20 protein-coding genes are annotated in these 22,535 nt (G+C 45.3%); 8 read left to right on the top strand and 12 right to left on the bottom strand.

Annotated elements, in window-relative coordinates; translation table 11 throughout:
* Nucleotides 1-89: 89 nt before the first annotated feature.
* The gene (locus KXD93_RS27945; RefSeq protein ID WP_258140859.1) at nt 90-272 is read right to left on the bottom strand and encodes a hypothetical protein; all 183 of its coding nucleotides are present in this window, start codon (nt 270-272) and stop codon (nt 90-92) included.
* Between the two features lie 10 nt (nt 273-282).
* The gene (locus tag KXD93_RS27940) at nt 283-459 is read right to left on the bottom strand and encodes a hypothetical protein (protein WP_258140858.1); all 177 of its coding nucleotides are present in this window, start codon (nt 457-459) and stop codon (nt 283-285) included.
* Between the two features lie 183 nt (nt 460-642).
* Between KXD93_RS27940 and KXD93_RS27935 the strand changes: the two genes are divergently transcribed.
* The gene (locus KXD93_RS27935) at nt 643-3,018 is read left to right on the top strand and encodes an alpha-L-rhamnosidase-related protein (RefSeq protein WP_258140857.1); all 2,376 of its coding nucleotides are present in this window, start codon (nt 643-645) and stop codon (nt 3,016-3,018) included.
* Between the two features lie 106 nt (nt 3,019-3,124).
* Here the strand turns inward: KXD93_RS27935 and KXD93_RS27930 are convergent, their stop codons facing one another.
* From KXD93_RS27930 to KXD93_RS27900, 7 genes are all read right to left on the bottom strand, one after another.
* Nucleotides 3,125-5,014, bottom strand: a complete 1,890-nt coding sequence (locus KXD93_RS27930; protein ID WP_258140856.1) for a PAS domain-containing sensor histidine kinase — start codon at nt 5,012-5,014, stop codon at nt 3,125-3,127.
* A gap of 134 nt (nt 5,015-5,148) precedes the next feature.
* Nucleotides 5,149-5,754, bottom strand: coding sequence for a DUF7010 family protein (locus tag KXD93_RS27925; protein WP_258140855.1), 606 nt, complete (start codon nt 5,752-5,754; stop codon nt 5,149-5,151).
* 11 nt (nt 5,755-5,765) lie between these two features.
* Nucleotides 5,766-7,073, bottom strand: a complete 1,308-nt coding sequence (locus tag KXD93_RS27920) for a M20/M25/M40 family metallo-hydrolase (protein ID WP_258140854.1) — start codon at nt 7,071-7,073, stop codon at nt 5,766-5,768.
* A 6-nt stretch (nt 7,074-7,079) separates the two neighbouring features.
* Entirely contained in the window at nt 7,080-8,951 is a 1,872-nt protein-coding gene (locus tag KXD93_RS27915) for a M61 family metallopeptidase (protein ID WP_258140853.1), read from the bottom strand.
* 343 nt (nt 8,952-9,294) lie between these two features.
* Nucleotides 9,295-10,404: an acyl-CoA dehydrogenase family protein gene (locus KXD93_RS27910; protein WP_258140852.1), complete on the bottom strand. Its 1,110-nt coding sequence runs from the start codon at nt 10,402-10,404 to the stop codon at nt 9,295-9,297.
* A 3-nt stretch (nt 10,405-10,407) separates the two neighbouring features.
* Nucleotides 10,408-11,043, bottom strand: coding sequence for a nicotinamide riboside transporter PnuC (gene pnuC, locus KXD93_RS27905; RefSeq protein ID WP_258140851.1), 636 nt, complete (start codon nt 11,041-11,043; stop codon nt 10,408-10,410).
* 242 nt (nt 11,044-11,285) lie between these two features.
* On the bottom strand, nt 11,286-13,676 hold the full coding sequence (locus KXD93_RS27900; protein ID WP_258140850.1) for a TonB-dependent receptor: 2,391 nt from the start codon (nt 13,674-13,676) through the stop codon (nt 11,286-11,288).
* Nucleotides 13,677-14,106: 430 nt separating this feature from the next.
* Here KXD93_RS27900 and aspS point away from each other — a divergent pair, with 430 nt between their 5' ends.
* The 5 genes from aspS (at nt 14,107) to hflX (ending at nt 19,123) form a co-directional block, all read left to right on the top strand.
* Nucleotides 14,107-15,852 carry an aspartate--tRNA ligase gene (gene aspS, locus KXD93_RS27895; protein WP_258140849.1) on the top strand — a complete coding sequence of 582 codons (1,746 nt, stop codon included), beginning with the start codon at nt 14,107-14,109 and terminating at the stop codon, nt 15,850-15,852.
* A 28-nt stretch (nt 15,853-15,880) separates the two neighbouring features.
* Entirely contained in the window at nt 15,881-16,075 is a 195-nt protein-coding gene (locus KXD93_RS27890) for a hypothetical protein (RefSeq protein WP_258140848.1), read from the top strand.
* On the top strand, nt 16,072-16,341 hold the full coding sequence (locus tag KXD93_RS30675) for a type II toxin-antitoxin system RelE family toxin (RefSeq protein ID WP_373417379.1): 270 nt from the start codon (nt 16,072-16,074) through the stop codon (nt 16,339-16,341). Before KXD93_RS27890 ends, KXD93_RS30675 begins: the two co-directional genes overlap by 4 nt.
* Before the next feature lie 111 nt (nt 16,342-16,452).
* Nucleotides 16,453-17,760: an amidohydrolase gene (locus tag KXD93_RS27885; protein WP_258140847.1), complete on the top strand. Its 1,308-nt coding sequence runs from the start codon at nt 16,453-16,455 to the stop codon at nt 17,758-17,760.
* Nucleotides 17,761-17,938: 178 nt separating this feature from the next.
* Nucleotides 17,939-19,123: a GTPase HflX gene (hflX, locus tag KXD93_RS27880; RefSeq protein WP_258140846.1), complete on the top strand. Its 1,185-nt coding sequence runs from the start codon at nt 17,939-17,941 to the stop codon at nt 19,121-19,123.
* Nucleotides 19,124-19,135: 12 nt separating this feature from the next.
* On the opposite strand, the gene KXD93_RS27875 is transcribed toward hflX, so the two are convergent.
* Both KXD93_RS27875 and greA read right to left on the bottom strand, forming a co-directional pair.
* Nucleotides 19,136-19,546 carry an HIT family protein gene (locus KXD93_RS27875; protein ID WP_258140845.1) on the bottom strand — a complete coding sequence of 137 codons (411 nt, stop codon included), beginning with the start codon at nt 19,544-19,546 and terminating at the stop codon, nt 19,136-19,138.
* Nucleotides 19,547-19,649: 103 nt separating this feature from the next.
* Complete coding sequence (greA, locus tag KXD93_RS27870; protein ID WP_258140844.1) at nt 19,650-20,123, bottom strand: transcription elongation factor GreA; 474 nt, start codon at nt 20,121-20,123, stop codon at nt 19,650-19,652.
* A gap of 315 nt (nt 20,124-20,438) precedes the next feature.
* Between greA and panD the strand changes: the two genes are divergently transcribed.
* On the top strand, nt 20,439-20,789 hold the full coding sequence (panD, locus tag KXD93_RS27865) for an aspartate 1-decarboxylase (protein WP_258140843.1): 351 nt from the start codon (nt 20,439-20,441) through the stop codon (nt 20,787-20,789).
* Between the two features lies 1 nt (nt 20,790).
* Here the strand turns inward: panD and KXD93_RS27860 are convergent, their stop codons facing one another.
* A complete protein-coding gene (locus KXD93_RS27860) occupies nt 20,791-21,318 on the bottom strand; it encodes a hypothetical protein (protein ID WP_258140842.1) in 528 nt (175 codons plus the stop codon).
* Between the two features lie 283 nt (nt 21,319-21,601).
* Here KXD93_RS27860 and KXD93_RS27855 point away from each other — a divergent pair, with 283 nt between their 5' ends.
* On the top strand, nt 21,602-22,483 hold the full coding sequence (locus KXD93_RS27855) for an oxidoreductase (protein WP_258140841.1): 882 nt from the start codon (nt 21,602-21,604) through the stop codon (nt 22,481-22,483).
* Nucleotides 22,484-22,535 lie beyond the last annotated feature (52 nt).

The following is a 22,535-nucleotide window of genomic DNA, read 5'->3' as shown; positions in this document are numbered from 1 at the left end:
GCCGAAGAAGAGCTGAAAGCTAAAAGCGGAAAGCATAAAGCTTTTCGCAGGGTGTTACTGACGACATTTTAGGCTTTCTCGCTTTCGGCTTACCGCGGTGTTTTTATAACAATAATCAGCAGCCAAATTATAGCAATCACCTGCACCATTATCATGCTGCCGGTTATCATTTGCCCGCCCGGCCAGTGCATCACCTTAAATGCCATGCCTATCATTAAGCCGGCAAGGCTCAGTATAAAAAGTATTATGGGGTATCTGAAATTGAAAAACATAAGGGATTATCTATTTGGCGCTTTTTTGTCTCCGGTTCTTTATCATCCTGTAAAATAAAAACCCAAACAAGGCGCCTATCAGCATGCTGCCCCAGGTTTCGGTTTTCGGGTCGTAGTTAAACACAATCAGCGTCATTATTATTATCGCAATTATGCCCAGTAACAGGTATAGATAAACTTTTTTCATTAAGACTCCCTTTAGTTCAATTCCGTTGCTAAATTACTTGAAAAACATGGTGATTTAACATTTTCACCCTGTAAAAACGTGTTGCAGGCCTCTTGTGGCTAATCGCCTTGAAAATTTAAAAGACAGAGCAGGATGGACATGAGGTAAACTACGCTAAATTAGCTTGCGATAAACCAATTATAAATGAGATCATTTTTTACTGCCGTATTGTTTATTTGCAGCGTGTTTTTGTTAAACCATGCAACAGCGCAGCCCTCTGCTGAAATCAACCTAAGTAAAACATGGAATGCCAATTGGATAAGCGCAAAAAATGAAACCGGCAGAGATTATGGTGTCTTTTATTTCAGGAAGAGCATCAGCCTTGCTGCAAAGCCCGCCACGTTTATCGTAAACGTATCAGCCGATAACAGGTATAAACTATACGTCAACGGCACATTGGTGTCGCTCGGCCCGGCGCGCGGAGACACCTATTACTGGAATTATGAGAAAGTAGACCTTGCGCCATACCTGGTAGCTGGTAAAAATACTGTGGCTGCCATTGTTTGGAACGAGGCGGAATTTCGGCCGGAGGCACAGATCAGTTTGCGGACTGCCTTTATTATCCAGGGCAATACCGCTGCCGAGGAGATTTTAAACACCAATGGTACCTGGAAATCCGTCCGCGATAAAGCTTATCAACCTATAAACGGTATCGGTTACCCGGCCTACTATGTTGCCGGCCCGGGGGAACTAATTGACGAGAGCAAAACGATTAAAGGATGGATGGCCAATGACTTTGACGATACCGCATGGCCGGGAGCCGGCACGATGGATCGTGGTAAGCCCAAAGGCATGGCCGACGCCTTTGGCTGGATGCTGGTACCATCGATATTGCCGCAAATGGAGCGCACTTACCAGCGGATCCCGGTTTTACGCAAGGCGGATGGTGTTACTGCGCCTGCTTCATTTCCGGCAACAAAAACAACGATAACTATTCCCGCAAATACCACCGCTACTTTGCTGTTAGATCAAACTTACTTGACAAACGCCTATGTTACGCTCAATTTCAGCAAGGGGAAAAATGCAGGGATCTCACTTTCCTATGCCGAAGCTTTATTTGATAATTTGAAAAAATACGGTCCCAGGAAAGGTAACCGTAACGATGTGGACGGAAAGGATTTTGCCGGACGGAAGGATAGCCTTATTGCAGATGGCAGCGATGGACAAACATTCACCTCCCTTTACTGGCGTACCTACCGCTATATCCGTTTAGTGATCCAGACAAGGGACGAGCCACTGGTAATTGATGACATATATGGAACAGCAACCGGCTTCCCGTTCCAACGCAATGCAAAATTGAAGACGGACAACCCCGAGATGCAGCAAATGCTGGATATCGGTTGGCGAACAGCACGAATGGACGCCATTGAAACCTATATGGACTGCCCTTATTATGAGCAGCTGCAATACATTGGTGACACCCGCATCCAGGCGCTGGTATCTTATTACAACAGCGGTGATGACCGGCTGATGCGCAATGCCATTAACCTGATGGATCACTCACGGATTGCCGAGGGGCTGGCGCTGAGCAGGCACCCGTCTTATAGTCCGCAGATAATTTCCACGTTTTCGTTATGGTATGTGAGCGTGCTGCACGATTACTGGATGTACCGGCCCGATAGCAATTTTGTAAAGGACAAGCTACAGGGAGAAAGGGCAGTACTCGATTTCTTCAGCAAATACCAGCAGGCCGATGGCTCGTTAAAAAATACGCCCTACTGGACCTTTGTTGATTGGGCTGGCGGCTGGGGCTACGGCATGGCGCCAACAGGTAGTAAGGGCGGTTCCGCTATCCTCGATTTGCAATTGCTGATCACCTATCAGCTGGCTGCCGAAATGGAGGCGAAAATAGGAATGCCCGTATTTGCTCAGCTCTACAGATCGAAGGCTGCACAGCTAAAACAAACCATCCAAAATAAATATTGGGACCCGGTTAAAAAACTGTATGCCGACACAGAGGACAAAAATGTTTTCTCGCAGCATGCCAATTCATTGGCCATATTAACCGGGATGATAAAAGGACCAGATGCCATTGCGTTGTGCAAAAACATGCAAACCGATACCACATTAACCCAATGCACCATCTACTTTAAATATTATATGCACCAGGCATTTATTAAAGCGGGCCTCGGTAACGATTATATGAAGTGGCTTGACGTTTGGCGCGAAAATATAAAAATGGGCCTCACCACCTGGGCCGAGTTTAGCGACCTGCCAAACAGCCGCTCTGATTGTCATGCATGGGGCGCCAGTCCGAATATTGAATTTTTCAGAACGATATTGGGGATCGATAGTTATGCGCCTGGTTTCGCCAAAGTGAAAATTGAGCCTCATTTGGGCGATTTAAAAACAGCAAGCGGTGAGATCCCTCATCCTAATGGAAAGGTAGCGGTTGATTATGTGTTAGATGGCGGCGTTTGGAGGATTAGGATCGATCTGCCACAGAAAACAACTGGTATTTTTGTTTGGAAGGGGAAAACGTACTTAATAAAAACCGGGGAGAATTTGTTTAAGATCTGATAAGTTTATTGACCTGTCATGGTGAGCCTGTCGCATACTAAGCAAAGTGCAGAGGCCTTTGCCCGCGTGCTTCGAGAGCCTCAGCATGACAGCCCTCTTTTAAAGATTAAACATTCAACGGCAATTTAAAATAGAAGGTAGATCCTTTTCCAAATTCACTTTTTATCCAGAACGTTCCGTTGTGGCGGGCCAGGATCTCTGCGGATACGTATAAGCCCAAACCCAGGCCCTCGTATTTCATGGCAGTGTTGTCAACGCGGTAAAATCTTTCAAACAACTTACCCAGGTTGTCCCGCTCAATACCTATCCCGAAATCCTGTACTGACACAACAATACTATCATCCTGAACTTCGGACCGGATAATCACTTCATCAGCATCAGGCGAGTATTTTACAGCATTTGTTAAGAAATTGGTAAGCACCTGTTCCAGTCGATAATGATCGCCATGAAGCATAACGGTCGGGTTGCCTTCAACTATAAGCCGATGACTGGTGTTTGCAAGCTGTACATTTTGTACCACCTCACCGATCAGTTCGTTCATGTTAAGGAGATCCATGTTATAGGTCATCTTTCCAGCAGAGATCTTGGAAACATCCAGCAGGTCGGCAATCAGCTTTTCAAGCCGCTTTAGCTGCTGCAGGCTTTTTGAAACAAATACGCCCGGAGACTCTGCATTGTTGACCGATCTATCCATCAGCTGCAAATAGGCCTTTAAACTGGTAAGGGGTGTTTTTAGCTCATGGCTGGCTATGCTTATAAACTCATCCTTTTGCTGTTCAATTTTTTTGTGCTCCTCTATATCGGTATTGGTTCCCAGCCACATTACTACAGCATCATCAATTTTAAATGGCAGTGCCCTGGCCAAATACCACCTGTATTGCCCGTCAAGCCTGCGCAGGCGAAACTCAACCTGGTACAGTTGTTTTGTTTCCAGCGCCTGCGCCCAGTTTTTCAGGCAGGCCTGCAAATCATCGGGGTGAATAAATTCCTGCCATCCTGCACCAATAATATGTTCTGCGGTTTTACCAAAATAGTCCTGGGTTCGTTCATTGACGTAATCAAGTGCCCCGTTAACATCGGCTGTCCACACTTGCTGTGGCATCGATTCGGCCATAAAGCGAAATTGGGCCTCACTGGCTTCCAGCCTTTGCTGGCCCTCTATCTTGTCGGTTATCTCAGTAGCTACGCATATTACACCTATAATGGTGCCATCATCATCGCGAAATGGTTCGTAAACAAAATCCACATACACAGTTTCCGGAACGCCATCCCTAAGTAACGGAATCGGTAAGCCATTACCATAAAACGGCTCGCCGGTTAACCTTACATTTTCAAGCAGTTCCTCAAATCCATGCCCCCTGGCCGACGGTAGTGCGTCAAAAACCCGCAGCCCCTTCATTTCGTCAAATGAGCGCCCGTATATTTTCTCCAGCGGCGGATTAATCAGGTCAACTATATATTCAGGCCCCTTAAAAATTCCTATTCCAACCGGAGCCTGCATAAAAATGGCGTACAACTGCTTGCGTTGATTTCTCAATGCCTCCATTGCCAGTTTTTCCCGTTCAGCAAGTTTGTATATTTCAGTTACGTTAGTTGGTGAGTGAATCAAGAACTTTACGCTGCCATCCTCATTCAGTACAGGGGTGTTGGTGGTGGTCCAGTAACGTTCCTCAAATTCATTGCTATCGCGAATCGGAATATCATACCTGTAATTGTGCATGGTATGCGGTTTTTTTGTGCGGATAGCTTCTTCGAAAGAGAAAATGGTACGTTCGATATTCTTCGACTCCTCGTCGGTGGGATTAGCCGGGAATGCTCCAAAAACAGATTTGCCTACAAGGGCCTCCCTGGTTGAATTTGTGGCATTCAGGTAAGCACAGTTTGCATCTAAGATGGTGTAAAGGGGAGCGTCAATAGCCAGCAATAGCTTGGTTGCCTCGCTTTTATTGAATACAGAATGATAATCTTCGGCACTTAGCTGAACTATTTCTCTCATTTATAATTGATTACCGGCTTGAATAATATTGCTTTGAGAAAGTAAACCTCTATTAAAACCATTTGTTTTAATAGAGGAATGAATTTTTACAGATGGCTAAAAATGCATTATTATTCACCATTTTAGTATAAAATCTATGGGGCCACCTGCTTTGCTAACTTGCTACCCTCTTTCATCATATGCAAACCGTAGCATGAGGTTGCAACGGCAAGTCCTATCCCGGTAAAAGCCATAACGCCCGGCTGTGTCAACACTTTATTCAGGCTAAGCAATATGGCGGCAATTGCTACCAATGTGCTCCATGTCGCCAGGTAATAATCAACGGTGCGCTTAAACACTTTAGCCAGGGGGTAAAAATGGAGTCCAACTATCAACGCTATTGCAGGGATTGTTAACTCCGGGTGACCAATATTGATAACGACATTTACGGCGATAAAAATAAACAAGCCCTCAAGGCCGAAGATGATGCCAAACCACATCCCCATCTTTTTCCCCTCTGCCTTATCCTCTTCCGATTCAACCATTGGAAATTGTTTTGCCAATTTGTATATCGAGATCCCACGGGTTACAAAAGTGATGGCCAGTACCGCAAATACAACCAGGGCAAACGCATAAGGCGAAGTATGTAAACCGCCAAAAGCAATCCCGGCCCATATTAGTGTAAAAGCAGCCATCATGAACAGGCCTGACGCAATGCCCTTGACCGCCTCGTCCGGAATTAATTGTGGTTCGGTTTCCATAGGTTATTATCTTATTGTGCCGATTTATCAAGTTTGGGTACGCGCTTCGGCGTATCTGTGCCGGCAACTATCCCGCGCGAGCTTAAGGCGATAGCCCTTATTGTAGATGTAATGTTTGCTACATCCAATGTGCTGAATTCATCGCCAACCGTGTGATACAGTTCGTCGATATCTATCTGGTCGGTTGATATGGTGTGAGCCGGTACGCCAACTGCCGCCAGTGAGGCATTATCGCTGCGGTAAAACAGGTTTTGCTGGGGGTAAGGGTCGGGATAGAATTTAAATGCAGTTCCCTCCAGGTTCTTCTGAAGAATAGTACCAAAGTCCGACCGCTCAAATCCGGTTATAAAAGCCGAATTTTCGCCGAATTTGGATGCCTTGCCGATCATCTCGATATTAAACATCGCAACAACCTTGTCAGGGTCCACTGTTGTGGCGAAATATTGCGAACCAAACTCACCGATCTCCTCGGCAGTAAAGGCCACAAAAATTAGCGTGCGGGCATTGCTATTTAACTTCTTATAATACTTAGCAAGTGTAATCACTGCGGTAGTTCCCGATGCATCATCATCCGCGCCATTGGCGATGCTGTCACCCTTTACAGGTTTAAGAATTCCCAGGTGATCATAATGCCCTGAAAATACTATTGATTCTTCCGGTTTGGTTTTACCCGGGATCATCCCCACAATGTTAAACAATGGCGATACAACTATCTTGCCTGTATAGGTTACTTCGAACGATTTTACATCATCGTGATTGCCCAGCACAAAAACCAATTGCTGGTCGTTATTCATTTTGTCGGCTATTACGCCGTTTTTAAGCCTGTCACGCAATCCTTCAAACGTTGTGGCAAAGCTTGGGTCTACAAAAATCAACATCTTTTTACCGCTTTTGGCATAACTGCGGTATTCGGTACGGAAGTTTTTGCCACTGCTTAATTTTACTATTTGAACATCATTGTTAGTACTCCAGCTTACGGCGGGGGCACTGGTGAAAGTAAATGCGCTGTCCTTCGGCAGTGCCTTGCCGTTAATGCTAACCGTAGTTTCCCCTGCAATTATCCTTGTTTTGGTAAAATTCTGGCGATAGCCGGTATTCCCTGTTAAAGGCACCAGGCCTGCTTCTTTGTACTGGCTCTCGATATATTGTGCCGCCTTTTCGATGCCGGGTGTAAACGTTGCCCTGCCCTCCATGTCATCAGCCGAGAGTGTCTTAATTACCTTCTCAACCTCATCCTGTTTAATGAGCTTGTTTACATCCTGGCTAAAGCTTTGGTATGATACTGCCAGCAAAGCCAGCGCTGCTATATATTTTTTCATATTTTTTTATTTGACCTTTGATGATAGCCAATTGTTACGGAATGTTTCCTGGTCTTTTGTTAGTTCCTTGCCTGCCTTTTCGTAAGCAACTACTTCAAAGTTTGGATTTTCAGTTAAGGTTACGATTGTTTCGTGCTCACCGGTGCGGTTTTTATAAGTAACGGACAGCTTATCGCCAACTTTTTTTGTAGCTACAACATCGAGGAATGATTTCCCGTCGGTGATATCTTTGCCATCAGCTTTTAAAATGATATCGCCGGCGTCAAGGCCCGCATCATATATCGGGGTGCCTTTTACGGTGCTTGCTGCTATTGGTAGCCCAACCGCTCCGGCTGTTCTTGCCGCGCCCGAACGTCCGCGATTTTGGGCTATCGACAAAGGCCCGGCCCAAGCCTTGCCTGCATCAACCTTGCGTAACAGCAAGCCTGCCTTTGCAAGTAACCCCTCGTAATCGTTTTTGTCGAGGCCATAAATGTATTTGCTGAAGAAGTCTGCCGCAAACTTTGGGTTTTTGGTTACCTGGGCTAAATCAGCCTGTAAATCAGGAATGGTGTATGGCTTCATCACTTTACCGCGGTTTAGCCAAACGGTGCGCATGTAATCATCCAGTGTCAAGTTAAAATCGGCGCGCAAACGCAGATCAAGTGCAAGCGCTATAGCGCCGCCATAAAAATAATAGCTGGTGAAAACGTTGTTGTTGTTATTTGGGTCGATAGAAACGCCTGCGTCGGCAAATACCGAATAACGGCTCATTTGCGGAGCAGAGTAAACTTTTGAGGCGGGTTTATTCAACACAGCATTAACCAACCCTGCAATGGTCCCCGAATATTGATCCAGCTTTTGGAAGCCTGAACGAACCAGCACCATTTCGCCATAGTATTGGGTAAAGCCTTCGGCAAACCAAAGCTCGCTGCTCATATTTGCATGCTCGAAGTTAAACGGCTCCAACGATTTTGGGCGGATCCGCTTTACGTTCCAGCTATGGAAGTATTCGTGCGAGAATGTACCCAGCAACCATACCTCGTTTCCCTCAATCTTCTCTGCCGGTTGAACTATGCACGTTGAGTTGCGGTGCTCCATGCCGTCGCCGGATACTGTTGGATGTACGTCATCTAAAAAGGTATACTCGCTATAATCGTAAGCCGGTAATTCGCCGAAGACAGCCTTTTCCTCCAATACCATTTTTTGCAGCATCGTGCCGAAATTGTCTATCACAGCCTGGCTGTCATCCGAATGCACAGTAAGGTTGATCTTCTCTTTTTTGCCATCGGTATTTACCACTTCCCAGCTGTTTATTTTATAAGCCGAAAGTTCGGTAGGGCTGTCCATCAAATATTGCAGATCGGGTGCGCTGTAGATCCTGCCTTCGTCATGCTTAAGCTGACTGGCAACCTGCCAGCCATATTTCTCCATATCGTTAAACTCAATCTGGATGGCCCGCTTTTCAAGGCCCGGGATCCACATAATAGTGGCGGGCATATTCAGGTGTGCATGGCTGGGGTCGATACTCGCATAGGTGCCGTCGGTCCAGTTGGCAAATAACGTATAAGATATTTTAACGGTTTCAGGGTGGCTACCCACCTCATAAACATCACCCTCTAATTGTTTTATTGGCAGGGCTTTTCCCTTGCCATCGGTGGCGGTAACATTGTAAACATTTTTGCCGAACTCGTGCGTAGCATAGCGACCTGCTGAGGAGCGGCTCATGCGTACCTTAAAGTTACCATCCGGCGCTTGTGGAATAAGTATGGCAATCTCCGCTTCGTGGTGAACCGCATTGGGAAACGAAATGGAATAAAATATAGGCCTTGTAGCCTGCTGAGCAATAGTTGCAGATGCAATAAAGCATGCAGCGGTAAGTAAAAGTAATTTCTTCATCTATATAAATTAACAGCGATGAAATTACTGAAAGTACTTGTAAAAAACCGCAAATGTTGTAAAAGTTACAGTTTTTAAAGTAGTTGGTTTAACATTGAATTTACACAATTGTAACCTCGTGATCGCTGCCTGTGTAAGTTTATTGAACAGCGGGCCATCCTTGTTTTGTTGGCCTGTCATGGTGAGCCTGTCGAACCACGACGTGCGCAGAGGCCATTCCGCGTGCTTAGCATGGTGCAGAGGCCTTTGCCCACATGGTTCGACTAAGCTCACCATGACATCCCACTTTTGTAAACATTTCAATCAGCCTAATCAAATCCTAAGCCTAAATGCACGATCAATTTTAGCCGGCAAAAGTGATCAGCGCGTGCTGGCTTGCCGTATGCAGATCGCGCCAGGCGCGGTTAATTTCAGTTTCGGTGCTTGCCGCTGTTAAACCGCATAAAGGGTAAAGTCTGTCTACTATTTCACGGCTAAAATGTGCAAGCTTCCTGCTGGTGATACTCACCTGCTGGAGGATATCCTGCGGTACAATATTATTGGATTGAATAGCATTCCAGGATTGATCTACGGTTTCAAAAAAATCTTCCCTAACCAAATCAAGCTCACTTTTTGAATGGTTCAATTCATCCGTTAAAAATTCCTTTTGCTCATCGGTAAGTCTTGGTTGTTTTAACTTTTCGCGAAAGATGCCTTCGCACAGATCAATAAAATGTATTGCGATGCCCGATAAATTGACAGCGATCGTTGCTTCTGCCATCTGTAAAAATGGATATTGGTATAACGGCGAATTGATAACCGCAGCGGCTGGATCAATCTTAAACTGCCGGTTAAATGGGACGGTTAGCTCTTTAACCTCAAACGAATCGCTGCCGGTTGCTACCATCCCGATATATTTCCAGGCGGGAAGAATGGTCACATCTTTTTTATCGAATATAAAAGGTAATACTAGCGGTTCCCCGTCATCGTTTAAAACAGGCTTACCGTCTTTTATAATGCTACAGTTAGCGGTAATGTGCGTGGCGTGATGTGCACCACTGGCATATTTCCACGTGCCGTTGATGATGTATCCGTTTGAAGTTATTTCTGCCGTACCGCAAACCGCGCCACTACCGGCGAGGGAAACGGTATCCTCAACAAAGATTCGTTGTGCTATTTCCGGATTAATGAATCCACCAAACCAGCCTGCGCCGCTACAAAGGGTAACCACCCAGCCTGTGCTGCCATCAGCCCAGCTAATAGCTTCCTGCAGGCGTACCAATTGCGATAGGCTAACTTGCCTGCCGGTATAAACCTCCGGTACCAGCAGCTTAAACCATTTTTGCCGGTAAATTATTTTTAATTGTTCGGGATGAAGCATGCCCAGTTGTTCGGCTTCGGCTGCTTTTGTGCGGATTATATGGACATCCCCGGCGTCAATAAGTGCAGAGGGATGTTGTAAGATGTTTTCCATTTTTTATTGGGTTGATAAAGAATTTTCAGCAGCCTTTTCTTTTCTCCAGATGGCAAGCCAGTCGAAGAAGCCAAAAAAGGCCACCACAAATAAGAACAGGGTAAGTGCCGCAAACAGGATGAGCTTTTTATAGCACAGCAGCGGGATGGCAAACAAGTTGGAAATGTTAAGCCAGATCCAGTTTTCCAGCTTACGCTTTGCCAGAAGCCACATCCCCGCCCACGCGGTCGACGATACCCATGCGTCCCAAATGGGCACGTTTGAAGTAGTAAAGTTTTTGAGCAGCAGATACAATATCGGCCAGCCTGCAAATACAATCAGCAAGGTAATTATCCATTCCCTGCGCGTTGCCCAGGTAATTTTTACCGGTGGTTCGTCGCGTTTTTTAAGCCAGAAATACCAGCCATAAACGCTCATCACCAAATAATAAACATTCAGCGCAGACTCAGCATACAAGCCAGCCATCAGCAAAATATAAATGCCGATAAATGTACCGGCAATACCTGTAGGATAAAGCCAGATATTATTCACCTTAGCTAACAGCACCTCGGCCACGCCTAAAAGTACAGCTGCCCATTCCCACAAGGTGGTTGCGCGCATTTGGTCAAGAAATAATTGGATCCAGTTGTGGAAATTCATTACTTAATATTTTATCTTTTAAAAAAGATGATGCCATTGGTTAGTTTCCTTCCCCTCTGTGCGCAGCAGAGAGGGTGACGAGCGAAGCGATGTCGGGGTGAGTCAACCCGCCGTGCATTAGCCAATGCATTGGCGTTAACGCCGCTTGCAGATTTACCCACCCGGTCGACGCTTCGCTGGACCTGCCCTCCCTGTGCGCAGCAAAGGGAGGGCAAAAGCTTAACTAAATGACATCCTGTTTTTTAGAACTTTAAATTCAACGATGCCAAAAAGTTAACCGGTGCCTGCGGGAAGAAGTAGTTGTAATTAACCACTTTGCCGCCCTCGATGTCTGGATAAGTTGCCCCGTCGGACTGGTACTTTTTGCTGAATACGTTGTTCACCAGCAAACCGATACCAACATTTTTAACTCCCTTTAATTTGAAGTTGTAATTAAGGCGGATATCGTTCACGAAATAGCCATCCAGCGAACGGCTTAAAGTTGAGGTGTTATCCAAATATTGGCGACCAACATATTTGCTGATAAAGGCAATTTCGCCATTTTTTATAGGGTGATAACTTATAGTGCTTGCTCCAACAAAACCTGGCGAATAAGCAATATCAGTTGATTTGTATTGCGTATTTACCGGGTTGTAATCTTCATCAAACAATACCTGGTTGAAGTTCTTGACTTTATTTTCGCTTAACGATGCATTGGCAGACCATGTTAGTTGCTCAGCAAGTTTAACCCAGCCGCTTACCTCGATGCCTGCACGGTAGCTGTCCTTAATATTGGTGCGGATCGCCTCACCTACATCATCCAACGCGCCGGTTAAAACCAGTTGGTTTTTATAAAGCATGTAAAAACCATTAATGCTGCCCCCAAAAGTTGGCTGGCTGATCCGGTAACCCAATTCAAAATCAGTTAAATGCTCTGATTTTGGTCGGCTTGCAGGCGATGAGTTTACAAAGTCGCTGCGGTTAGGTTCATGGTTGCCTACGGCCACCGATGCGTAGATATTAGATTGCTGGTTAAGCTCGTAGGTAAGCCCCGCCTTCGGATTAAAGAAGTTGAGCGAAACATCCTGCTGCACATTGTTCAAATTTTGATCGAACCCTAAAAACGAATAGTTGATGTGGCGATATTGCAGATCGCCATATAAGATCAGGTCACCAACACGGTATTCAGCACGACTGAAAATATTGAAATCAGTTTTCTTGGCTGTATTGCGCGAGTATTCATAATCCGGCGGAATGGTGGTGCTTTGCTGCGTCCACTCGATGTTATTGTAGTGATCGCCCTTGTATTCGTTATAGGCACCGCCTACTACCAGGTTAAAGTTTTTTTGCGGCTTGTAGGTGAAGTTATAGGTAGCGCCGTAAAAGTAATTACTTAACCATAAACGCCGCACCAAATCGGTATTGGCCAAAGTGTCAGTGCCGATAATAACAGGCTTTAATCCATAAGCCGAAACAGGCTCGTTGTTTTTATATTCCTCGTAATAACCATAACCGCGGGTATAATGCAGCGCACCGCTAAACGAGATCTTGTCACTGATCTGCTGGTTATACAGCAATTGGTAATAGTTTTGCGTATAGTTGTCCGTTTGGTTTTTATAATACGAATTGGTGGCATCGATATAGCCCAGTTCGTTATACCTGCGGTTGCCATATTTTACGCTGTCTTCAGGCACGCCATCCCATGCCTGGTGGGTTTTCTCGTACCCGCTGAAGACGTTTAAACGCAATACGCTCTTTTTACCATAATAAGCACCGCTTAAAAAGAACGATTTTAGGGTAGATGCCGAGCGGTCGATATAGCCATCGGAGGTTATTTCTGATGCCCTGCCGTCAAAACTAAATTTACCGCCTAATAAGCCTGTACCCAGGTTAAGGGTGTTTTTCACTGTCCCGTATGATCCTGCCGAACTGTTGATCTCTGTATAAGCAGTATCCCTGCGGGTGGTGGTTTGGATATTGATGCTGGCACCGAAAGCGCCTGCGCCATTGGTTGACGTACCAACACCGCGCTGTACCTGGATGTTGTCTACAGATGATGCCAGGTCGGGCAAGTCGACGAAATATACACCCTGGTCTTCCGCATCATTCATCGGGATGCCGTTGAGGGTAACGTTGATGCGGGTAGCGTCTGATCCCCGAATGCGGATGCTGGAATAACCCACGCCTGCACCGGCATTTGACGATACCACCGTTGATGGCGTTTGCTCCAGCAGATACTCAAAACCCCGGCCGGAGTTGTTTTTGTCGATATCCTTTTTGCTTAAATTGGTATAAGCAGTAGGTGAGGTGGCTGATGCCCGGGTAGCGCTCACGGTAACTTCTTCGGTAAGCATAGTACCGGGTTGCAGGGCGAAGTCGCTTACGACATCTGCATTTAATGTAATTGTTTTTGTAACCGGATGATAACCAATAAATGAAACTTTTAAGGTGTAAGTACCGCTCTTTAAATTGTCGAGGTGGTACTTGCCATCAACCCCGGCAATTGCATTAAGCGCCGAATTTGTCAGGGTGATGGTTGTCCCGGTCAGTGCTTCGCCGGTTTGCTGGTTGGTAATTTTTCCCGAAATAGAGAACTGGGCCGCTGCCAGGACAGGCAGCAGCAGGGCAATAAATGCCGCAAATGATTTTTTCAAAATGATTAATAAATAAAATTAGTTAAACCATCTCCGTATCAGGGCGACTACGCAGTACACTTAACTTGTTACCTCTCCCTACGCCGGCATTACCCGGATCAGGTGTATGTGGGGAGTCTGTAGTCGGAAGTCTTTAGTCCAAAGTCAGAAAAATCAGACTCAAGACTTAGTACTTTAGACTCAGGACTCCTCACAACGGGTTTGATCTCAGCCTGTCTTTCAGTTTGGTAAAATATGCTGCAGCATATTTTGCGACCAAAGCAAGGCACCCCTTGAGAATTATGGGGCAAATATAGTCCGAAAGTCGGGAAAGTCAGTAAAGTCTGTAAGTTTTATCAATTTTTCTACGGCTAATGTCACTTTCGGACTTCCGGACTTTCGGACTTTCCGACTAAAACCCTACTTTTGCAGACTTTTATAAAATACAATTATGCTCAGAACACACACTTGCGGCGAATTAAATCTAAGTCATTTAGGTGAAACGGTTACTTTATGCGGTTGGGTGCAAAAATCACGCGACCTTGGCGGAACAACTTTTATTGATGTTCGCGACCGTTATGGTTTAACCCAATTGGTTTTAAATACCGACAGTGATGATTCTTTGCGTGAGCTGAGCCGTAGTCTTGGTCGTGAGTTTGTGATCAAAGTTACCGGCAAGGTGTTGGAGCGTACCAGCAAGAACGCCAAAATGGTAACCGGCGATATCGAGATTGGTGTTACTGAAATAGAAGTATTGAATGCGGCTAAAATCCCGCCGTTCATGATTGAAGATGAAACTGATGGTGGTGAAGAGCTGCGTGCTAAATACCGTTACCTTGATTTGCGTCGTAACCCTATCCGTAACAACCTGATGCTGCGCCACAAAATGGCACAGGAAGTGCGTAAATATCTGGATGGTCGCGACTTTATCGAGGTAGAAACCCCGGTGCTGATCAAATCAACACCTGAAGGTGCACGCGACTTCGTGGTGCCAAGCCGCATGAACCCGGGAGAGTTTTATGCTTTGCCGCAATCGCCGCAAACCTTTAAGCAATTGCTGATGGTAAGTGGGTTTGACCGTTATTTCCAGATCGTAAAATGTTTCAGGGACGAGGACTTGCGTGCCGACCGTCAGCCTGAATTTACACAGATCGACTGCGAGATGGCGTTCATCACCCAGGAAGATATACTAAACATATTTGAGGGCTTAACCCACCACCTGTTTAAAACAGTGAAGGGAATTGAGCTGCCTGAAATTCCACGCATGCAATATGCAGATGCGATGCGTTTATATGGTTCCGACAAACCGGATATCCGTTTCGGAATGGAGTTTGTGGAACTGAACGACGTTGTAAAAGGCAAAGGCTTCAGCATTTTTGATAATGCCGAGCTGGTTGTCGGGATTAACGCAAAAGGCTGCGCCGATTACACCCGCAAGCAAATTGATGAATTAACCGAATGGTTAAAACGCCCGCAGATTGGCGTTACCGGCATGATCTATTGCCGTTACAATACCGACGGCACTTTAAAATCATCAGTAGATAAATTTTACAGCGAAGACGAACTGACCAATTGGGCCGCTGCTTTCAACGCAGAGCCTGGCGATTTGATCTTAGTATTAGCCGGGCAACAGGATAAAGTACGCAAGCAACTGAATGAACTTCGCCTGGAGATGGGCGGTCGTTTGGGTCTGCGCGATAAAAATACTTTCGCCGCACTTTGGGTGCTCGACTTTCCATTGCTAGAATGGGACGAAGAAAGCGGCCGTTACCACGCCATGCACCACCCGTTCACCTCGCCTAAACCCGAGGATATCGCCATGCTGGACACAGCTCCTGGTGATGTTAGGGCAAACGCGTACGATTTGGTAATTAACGGTACCGAAATTGGCGGTGGTTCTATTCGTATTCACGATAGGGCTTTACAATCGTTAATGTTTAAGCATTTAGGCTTTTCGCCGGAAGAAGCGCAAAAGCAATTTGGATTTTTGATGGATGCCTTTGAATATGGCGCACCTCCGCATGGTGGGATCGCATTCGGCTTCGACAGGCTTTGCTCAATTTTTGCCGGACTGGATTCCATCCGCGATGTAATAGCATTCCCTAAAAATAATTCAGGCCGCGACGTGATGATTGATACCCCTTCAACCATTGCCGATGCGCAAATGAATGAGTTGAAGATAAAGACGGTTTTATAATAGGGTTTCGATTTATTATATTTGTTATATGGAAGCTGCAATTATATCTGGAAAATCAAAAAAGGACATTCAGCTTTTGCTTACAATTGCTGAGAAGATGGGCATAAAAACCCAATTTCTAAGTAAGGACGATTTGGAAGATTTTGGGATGGCTAAAGCCATAACAGAAGGCAAGACTGGTGAGTTTGTTGATACTGACGAATTTTTGAAGTCATTAAAATGATCGTTAGGATCGATAAAAGCTTTCAAAAAGATGTAAGTAAAATCAATGATGCGAAAACTAAAGACGCGATAGTTGAGGCAATAACTGATATACGGTCCGCTGAAAATATCTTATCAATAAATAAACTCAAGAAATTAGTTGGCCATAAAAATATGTATAGAGTCCGTCTGGGCGACTTCAGAATGGGATTAGAACACACAACTGACAATGAAATAATTTTAATCCGCTTTCTGCATAGGAAGGAAATTTATAAAAGGTGGCCGTAGACGATATGGCCGCTTTATCCTTAGATCCTTTAATCATGCGAATCAAGGTTCCAAAAAAAGGATGGTTTTAAATAAGCCATCCTTTTTTTATATTAGAGGAAAATCCTCAATATGAAAAAGCTTTGCCTGTTCCTTCTTCTCGCTTCTGCCATTCATGCATTCGCACAAAAAAATACAACCGGAAATCGCGTTAGCAAAAAAGCCGATTCACTGCAAAACCAGATCGTAACCTGGCGTCGTGATTTTCATGAGCACCCGGAATTGGGCAACCATGAGGTACGCACGGCAGGCATTATCGCAAGGCATCTGCAGTCGCTGGGGCTTGAAGTACAAACAGGCATAGCAACTACCGGGGTGGTAGCCATATTGCGCGGTGGTAAGCCCGGTCCTGTTGTAGCGCTTCGCGCCGATATGGATGCATTGCCTGTAACTGAACGTACCGATGTTCCCTTCGCATCCAAAGTAAAAACGATGTATAACGGCCAGGAAGTTGGTGTGATGCATGCCTGCGGGCATGATTCGCACATGGCTATCCTGATGGCAACTGCGGAGGTACTAACCTCGATGAAAAAAGACCTGCATGGAACTGTGAAATTTATTTTTCAGCCTGCTGAGGAAGGGTTGCCTGCCGGCGAAAAAGGCGGAGCCGAAGAAATGGTTAAGCAGGGTGTAATGGAAAACCCTCATGTTGATGCTGTTTTTGGCTTGCATATTCAATCCTATCAGCCTGTTGGCACAATAGCCTATCGCCCGGGGCCAGATATGGCAGCCGTAAACCCGATGAAAATAGTGGTTAAAGGCCGGTCGGCACATGGTGCTTACCCGTGGTCGAGCGTTGACCCGATTGTGGTATCGGCACAGATTATCAACAGCCTGCAAACCATTGTGAGCCGTAATTTACAGGTTACCCGCAACGGAGCAGTAGTAACAATCGGCGCTATCAATGGCGGAAATCGCTCAAACATCATTCCTGAAACGGTGACAATGCTCGGAACAGTGCGCACTTTAAATGATGACGATGAGAAGATGATCCTTGAAAGAGTAAAGACCATTGTAACTAAAACTGCTGAAGCCGCCGGCGCTACAGCGGAAGTTATCATCCCTTTTGAACACCATTACCCGATAACCTATAACAATCCTGCGCTGGTTGCCCAAATGCTGCCCACTTTACAGGCTACCGCCGGAGCAGATAATGTTATTCTGCGCAACGCAGAAACCGGTGCCGAAGATTTTAGCTTTTACGAACAAAAGGCACCCGGTATATTTATTCACCTGGGTGGCTTACCCAAAGGTGGCGACCCGATTACTGCACCGGCGCATCATACGCCCGATTTTTTTATTGATGAAAGTGGGTTTGCTTTAGGCGTAAAAGCGTTATGTAACCTGACTATTGATTATATGACCATGCACAGCAAATAAAATAAGTACATGTGGCTCCATCGGAGCCCAATATCGGTAGAAAAAATCAAAAAGACGTTTTTCGCTCCATAGGAGCGTAACTCCCGCGTTCCATACACAATAAAGGATTTTTTCTGCAAAAAAGGCTGAATAACTGCCATTTTACTATATTGGCACCGGGATTGTTAAACATTACCTAATGAAACAAAAATTTTATGATACTGCTGTGAAGCAGGAGCGGGCCGTTCTGGTTGGTGTATTAACATCGCACGAAACAGACGAGCAGGGGAAGGAATATTTAGACGAGCTGGAGTTTTTAGTTGCTACCGCAGGAGCGGAGACGGTAAAGCGTTTTAATCAAAAACTGTCGCAGCCCGACAGGAAAACCTATGTAGGGTCTGGTAGGCTGGAAGACATCAAAGCCTTTGTTATTGAAGAAGAGATTGACATGGTGGTGTTCGATGATGAGCTAACGCCATCTCAACTCCGTAATATTGAAAATGAATTACAGGTAAAGATCCTCGACAGGAATAACCTGATCCTGGATATTTTTGCCGGGCGTGCTCAAACAGCGCAGGCAAAATCGCAGGTGGAGCTGGCACAATTACAATACTTATTGCCCCGACTAACCCGTTTATGGACCCACTTGGAACGTCAAAAGGGCGGTATTGGGATGCGTGGTCCGGGTGAGTCGCAGATAGAAACGGACAGGCGTTTGATCCTGAATAAAATTTCGCTGTTAAAGGATAAGCTGAAGCAAATAGACAAACAAAACGAAACCCAGCGCAAAAATCGGACAACCATGATCCGCGTGGCTTTGGTGGGTTATACCAACGTTGGTAAATCGACTATCATGAACATGATCTCCAAATCGGAGGTGTTTGCGGAGAACAAGTTGTTTGCAACGCTGGATACGACAGTGAGAAAGGTTGTGATTGAAAATGTGCCGTTCCTTTTGTCAGATACGGTAGGATTTATCCGCAAACTACCGCATGATTTGGTGGAGTGCTTTAAATCTACCCTTGATGAAGTTAGGGAAGCAGATATTCTTGTCCACGTGGTGGATATCTCACACCACAATTTTGAGGACCAGATCAGAACGGTAAATGAAACGTTGAAAGATATAGGCGCTATTGATAAAAGGGTTATTACCGTTTTTAACAAGATAGATGCCTTTCAGCCGGAACAGCACCAATTAGAAGATCAACAGGATCCGCTGACGTTACATGATTTCAAAAATAGCTGGATGGCCAAAAATAACGCCCCGGCGATTTTTATATCGGCCACAAAAAAGGAAAACATAGATGAGTTCCGGTCCTTACTTTATGAGGAAGTGAAGGCTATACACACGGCACGGTATCCTTATGATCATTTGTTGTATTAACAGGCCAGAAGTTTAATCTGTACTTGATTCGCTCTTCAGCGCTTCTCTTATCTTTTCCGTTGTGGCCTCCAGTTGCTCGGGCGTAAACGTAAGTTTAGGGCGTGAAAAGTTGAGGTCGCTTACATGGTTCAAGGGGATGAGATGGATATGCACATGAGGTACCTCAAGCCCTATAACAGCCACGCCAACCTTTATGCATGGGACGGCTTTTTTTATCCCGGTTGCAACAATCTTAGCGAAGATCTGCAGTCCGGCATAAAGATCGTCATCCATATCGAACAAATAATCTATCTCCTTCTTTGGGATCACCAGCACATGGCCCTCGGCAAGCGGGTTAATATCCAGGAACGCCAGGTAATCAATTGTTTCGGCTACCTTATAAGCCGGAATTTCGCCGGATACTATTTTTGAAAAGATGCTCATTTGTGTGGTTGATTAAGTGGTTGGGTATTCTCCCCGGTGCCTATCCCACAGGCACTTATTTTTTACGCAGGGTGGCTGTGAGGACACAGCCACCGGGTTTGTATTACCTGGAAATCTCCATTATTTCAAATTCCATTTTGCCCGCAGGCACGGTTATCTCAATTGTTTCGCCAACCTTTTTTCCTAACAGGCCTTTTGCAATTGGTGATGCTACCGAGATTTTGCCGGTCTTCATATCGGCTTCGCTTTCTGATACCAGCTGATAGCTCATAACAGCTCCGTTTTTAACGTTCTTTATCTTTACTATCGATAGCGCAAGCACCTTCGATGCATCTAATTTCGATTCATCAAGCAAACGTGCGTTTGCCAGCATTTCACCCATTTTGGAGATCTTTGCTTCATGAAGTCCTTGTGCTTCTTTCGCGGCGTCGTACTCCGCGTTTTCCGAAAGATCGCCTTTATCGCGAGCCTCGGCTATTGCTTTACTGATATTGGTGCGGCCTGTAGTTTTTAGCTCGTGTAATTCCTTCTTTAAATTTTCTAAACCTTCTTTGGTATAATATGCTACCTCTGCCATAATGCACAAATTAAAAATTAATAATATTCGGTTCCGTTCATTGCCAAAAAAAACCGCCCTCCCTTTTTAAGAAGGACGCAATGGCTTTCTTTTAAAAAACAAACAAGACTATATTGGCCACGCCTACATAGTCTTGCTTTTGTGTAAAACGAAGATAAGTGATTTAAGTTTTAATATCCAAATTTTTTTGTGGGTAGTGAATGGAGAGCTGCTTGAACGATAGCTAAATCCGGCTCACAATCCACTACTCATCTTATTACATCCGGCTCACAATTCACTGCGCATCACTCACTAAATTATTTCTACCTTTGCCCTATGATAATTGAAGTATTAAAATCCAAACTTCACCGGGTAAGGGTAACACAGGCTGAATTGAATTACGTTGGCAGTATTACCATTGATGAGGATTTGATAGATGCAGCTAATATTATACCGAACGAAAAGGTGCAGATTGTAAATAACAACAATGGCGCACGCTTTGAAACCTATGTAATAAAAGGTGAGCGTGGCACAGGGACTATTTGCCTTAATGGCGCAACAGCAAGGCTCGCGCAGGTGGGTGATATTGTGATCATCATGTCATACGCTTACATGGAAGTTGAAGAGGCCCGCAAATATGAGCCTATATTGGTGTTCCCTGATAATGACAATAAGCTGCTGAAATAATTTAATTGGCCGGGTAAGCGCCAAGGCCCAATACCAGGTGCAGGTTGACGTCGGTACCGATAGCATTACGCAGCTTATAAACCATCTTAATGCGCACCTGCGACTCGCGCATGCGCTGATCTAAAAAGGTTGAATTATCTATGTCGAGTACGATGCCGTTACCCACAGACGGTGTGATATCCGTGCGCGATGCTATTAATACTTCTTCAGTGCCATCTGCCTTAGCCATATATATTTTCACCGACGACATGCTGCCAATGTTAAAGTCCGACGGGTCTTTAGCCTCCAGCCTGGCTGAAACCATACGTACCTCGCTTATCTTTGACGCGTTGTTCCCGTCTTTCTTGAAATCCTGGTCAAAGCTGGTGGCCATGCCTGTAACCGAGAGATCCTCACCCGTTTTTGATGTTTTTGGAATAACCAGGGTTGTAGTGTATGGAAAGGTTGACTTTACGATAGACTGCATCATGGCGCAACGGCCAAATAACAAAGGCAAAATAATTGCAATAAATAAAACATTCCTTTTCATATAACGCTCCCTCGCCGGTTTATTTTGGTAAAGTAAATATCAGATATTTACATATGAAGATAAAGGCAATATTGTGTTAAAATTTGGATATTTCAACAAAAAGGCAATTAAAATTTCATAAATTTTTCATTTAAGGTCTTTTTGTAAGCGCACCGGTCTCTCTATGATATAAGTCCGCGAAATTTAGCCCCGATTTGAGCTTTCCAACAAAATAGATTGAGCTTCCTAACAAAACAGTCCGGTGCTTGCCGGGTTACCTTTGTATAAACAAAAATTTAAAGCAATGACAAAAATTTGGTTTATAACAGGCAGTTCCCGCGGACTTGGGCGCAGCCTTACAGAAGCAGTGCTTGCAAGCGGCGATAAAGTTGTGGCAACAGCAAGGGACATAAATACATTAATCGACCTGGTTGAAAGATACCCGGGTCAGATCCATCCCATAAAACTTGATGTAACCAATCATGATGAGGTTTATGATGCAGTTGCGGATGCCGTAGCACATTTCGGCAAAATTGATGTGTTGGTGAACAATGCTGGCTTTGGAATTATTGGTGCCGCCGAGGCGTTCACCGATGAGCAGGTGCGCAGTCAGCTGGAAACAAATTTGTATGCCCCAATTGAAATTACCCGTGCGGTATTGCCACATATGCGTAAACAACGTTCGGGCCGAATTTTGCAGATCAGTTCTGTTGGCGGCAGGGTAGGTAATGCCGGCTTAAGTATGTATCAGGCTGCTAAGTTTGGCTTAGGTGGCTTTACCGAGGCATTAGCAAAGGAAGTAGCGCCATTGGGTATATTTGTTACCAGCGTTGAGCCGGGCGGTTTTCGTACCGATTGGGCCGGTGCATCCATGAGTTACGCACCCACAATAGAGGGCTACGAACAAAGTGTGGGCATGCGCGCCGACTTTTTTGCGAGCGGCAAATTTGTGCCGATGGGCGATCCGGACAAGGCTGCAAAGGCGATGATTGAGCTTGTTAACAGCCCCGAGCCTCCCGTACATTTGGTATTGGGCAGTGAGGCAATAGGGATGTTAAAGCTGGCCGATGAGGCCCGCCGCGCCGAACTTGAAAAATGGCTGCCCGTGAGCCTTTCGACGGACCACGACGAGTCTGAAAATTTCCTGGAAACAGAGGCCGGAAAGGCGATTTTGAATATCAGGTAGTGATGTGCGGATTTCTGATGTGCGGATGTGCGGATATGTAAATCGGCGGTGG

It is taken from the genome of Mucilaginibacter phenanthrenivorans (genome assembly GCF_024721155.1).
GTDB classification, from domain to species: domain Bacteria; phylum Bacteroidota; class Bacteroidia; order Sphingobacteriales; family Sphingobacteriaceae; genus Mucilaginibacter; species Mucilaginibacter phenanthrenivorans.
Note: the sequence above shows the minus strand (reverse complement) of the source record. Positions and strands in the feature narration are given on the sequence as shown.

Bases quoted from the DNA above. Each gene is read 5' to 3' on its own strand.
- KXD93_RS27910 (WP_258140852.1), bottom strand. From the start codon at position 10,404: ATGGAAAACATCTTACAACATCCCTCTGCACTTATTGACGCCGGGGAT.
- KXD93_RS27940 (WP_258140858.1), bottom strand. From the start codon at position 459: ATGAAAAAAGTTTATCTATACCTGTTACTGGGCATAATTGCGATAATA.
- pnuC (WP_258140851.1), bottom strand. From the start codon at position 11,043: ATGAATTTCCACAACTGGATCCAATTATTTCTTGACCAAATGCGCGCA.
- aspS (WP_258140849.1), top strand. From the start codon at position 14,107: ATGCTCAGAACACACACTTGCGGCGAATTAAATCTAAGTCATTTAGGT.
- KXD93_RS27935 (WP_258140857.1), top strand. From the start codon at position 643: ATGAGATCATTTTTTACTGCCGTATTGTTTATTTGCAGCGTGTTTTTG.
- KXD93_RS27930 (WP_258140856.1), bottom strand. From the start codon at position 5,014: ATGAGAGAAATAGTTCAGCTAAGTGCCGAAGATTATCATTCTGTATTC.
- greA (WP_258140844.1), bottom strand. From the start codon at position 20,123: ATGGCAGAGGTAGCATATTATACCAAAGAAGGTTTAGAAAATTTAAAG.
- KXD93_RS27855 (WP_258140841.1), top strand. From the start codon at position 21,602: ATGACAAAAATTTGGTTTATAACAGGCAGTTCCCGCGGACTTGGGCGC.
- KXD93_RS27860 (WP_258140842.1), bottom strand. From the start codon at position 21,318: ATGAAAAGGAATGTTTTATTTATTGCAATTATTTTGCCTTTGTTATTT.
- KXD93_RS27915 (WP_258140853.1), bottom strand. From the start codon at position 8,951: ATGAAGAAATTACTTTTACTTACCGCTGCATGCTTTATTGCATCTGCA.
- KXD93_RS27875 (WP_258140845.1), bottom strand. From the start codon at position 19,546: ATGAGCATCTTTTCAAAAATAGTATCCGGCGAAATTCCGGCTTATAAG.
- KXD93_RS27920 (WP_258140854.1), bottom strand. From the start codon at position 7,073: ATGAAAAAATATATAGCAGCGCTGGCTTTGCTGGCAGTATCATACCAA.
- hflX (WP_258140846.1), top strand. From the start codon at position 17,939: ATGAAACAAAAATTTTATGATACTGCTGTGAAGCAGGAGCGGGCCGTT.
- KXD93_RS27945 (WP_258140859.1), bottom strand. From the start codon at position 272: ATGTTTTTCAATTTCAGATACCCCATAATACTTTTTATACTGAGCCTT.
- panD (WP_258140843.1), top strand. From the start codon at position 20,439: ATGATAATTGAAGTATTAAAATCCAAACTTCACCGGGTAAGGGTAACA.
- KXD93_RS27885 (WP_258140847.1), top strand. From the start codon at position 16,453: ATGAAAAAGCTTTGCCTGTTCCTTCTTCTCGCTTCTGCCATTCATGCA.
- KXD93_RS27890 (WP_258140848.1), top strand. From the start codon at position 15,881: ATGGAAGCTGCAATTATATCTGGAAAATCAAAAAAGGACATTCAGCTT.
- KXD93_RS27925 (WP_258140855.1), bottom strand. From the start codon at position 5,754: ATGGAAACCGAACCACAATTAATTCCGGACGAGGCGGTCAAGGGCATT.
- KXD93_RS30675 (WP_373417379.1), top strand. From the start codon at position 16,072: ATGATCGTTAGGATCGATAAAAGCTTTCAAAAAGATGTAAGTAAAATC.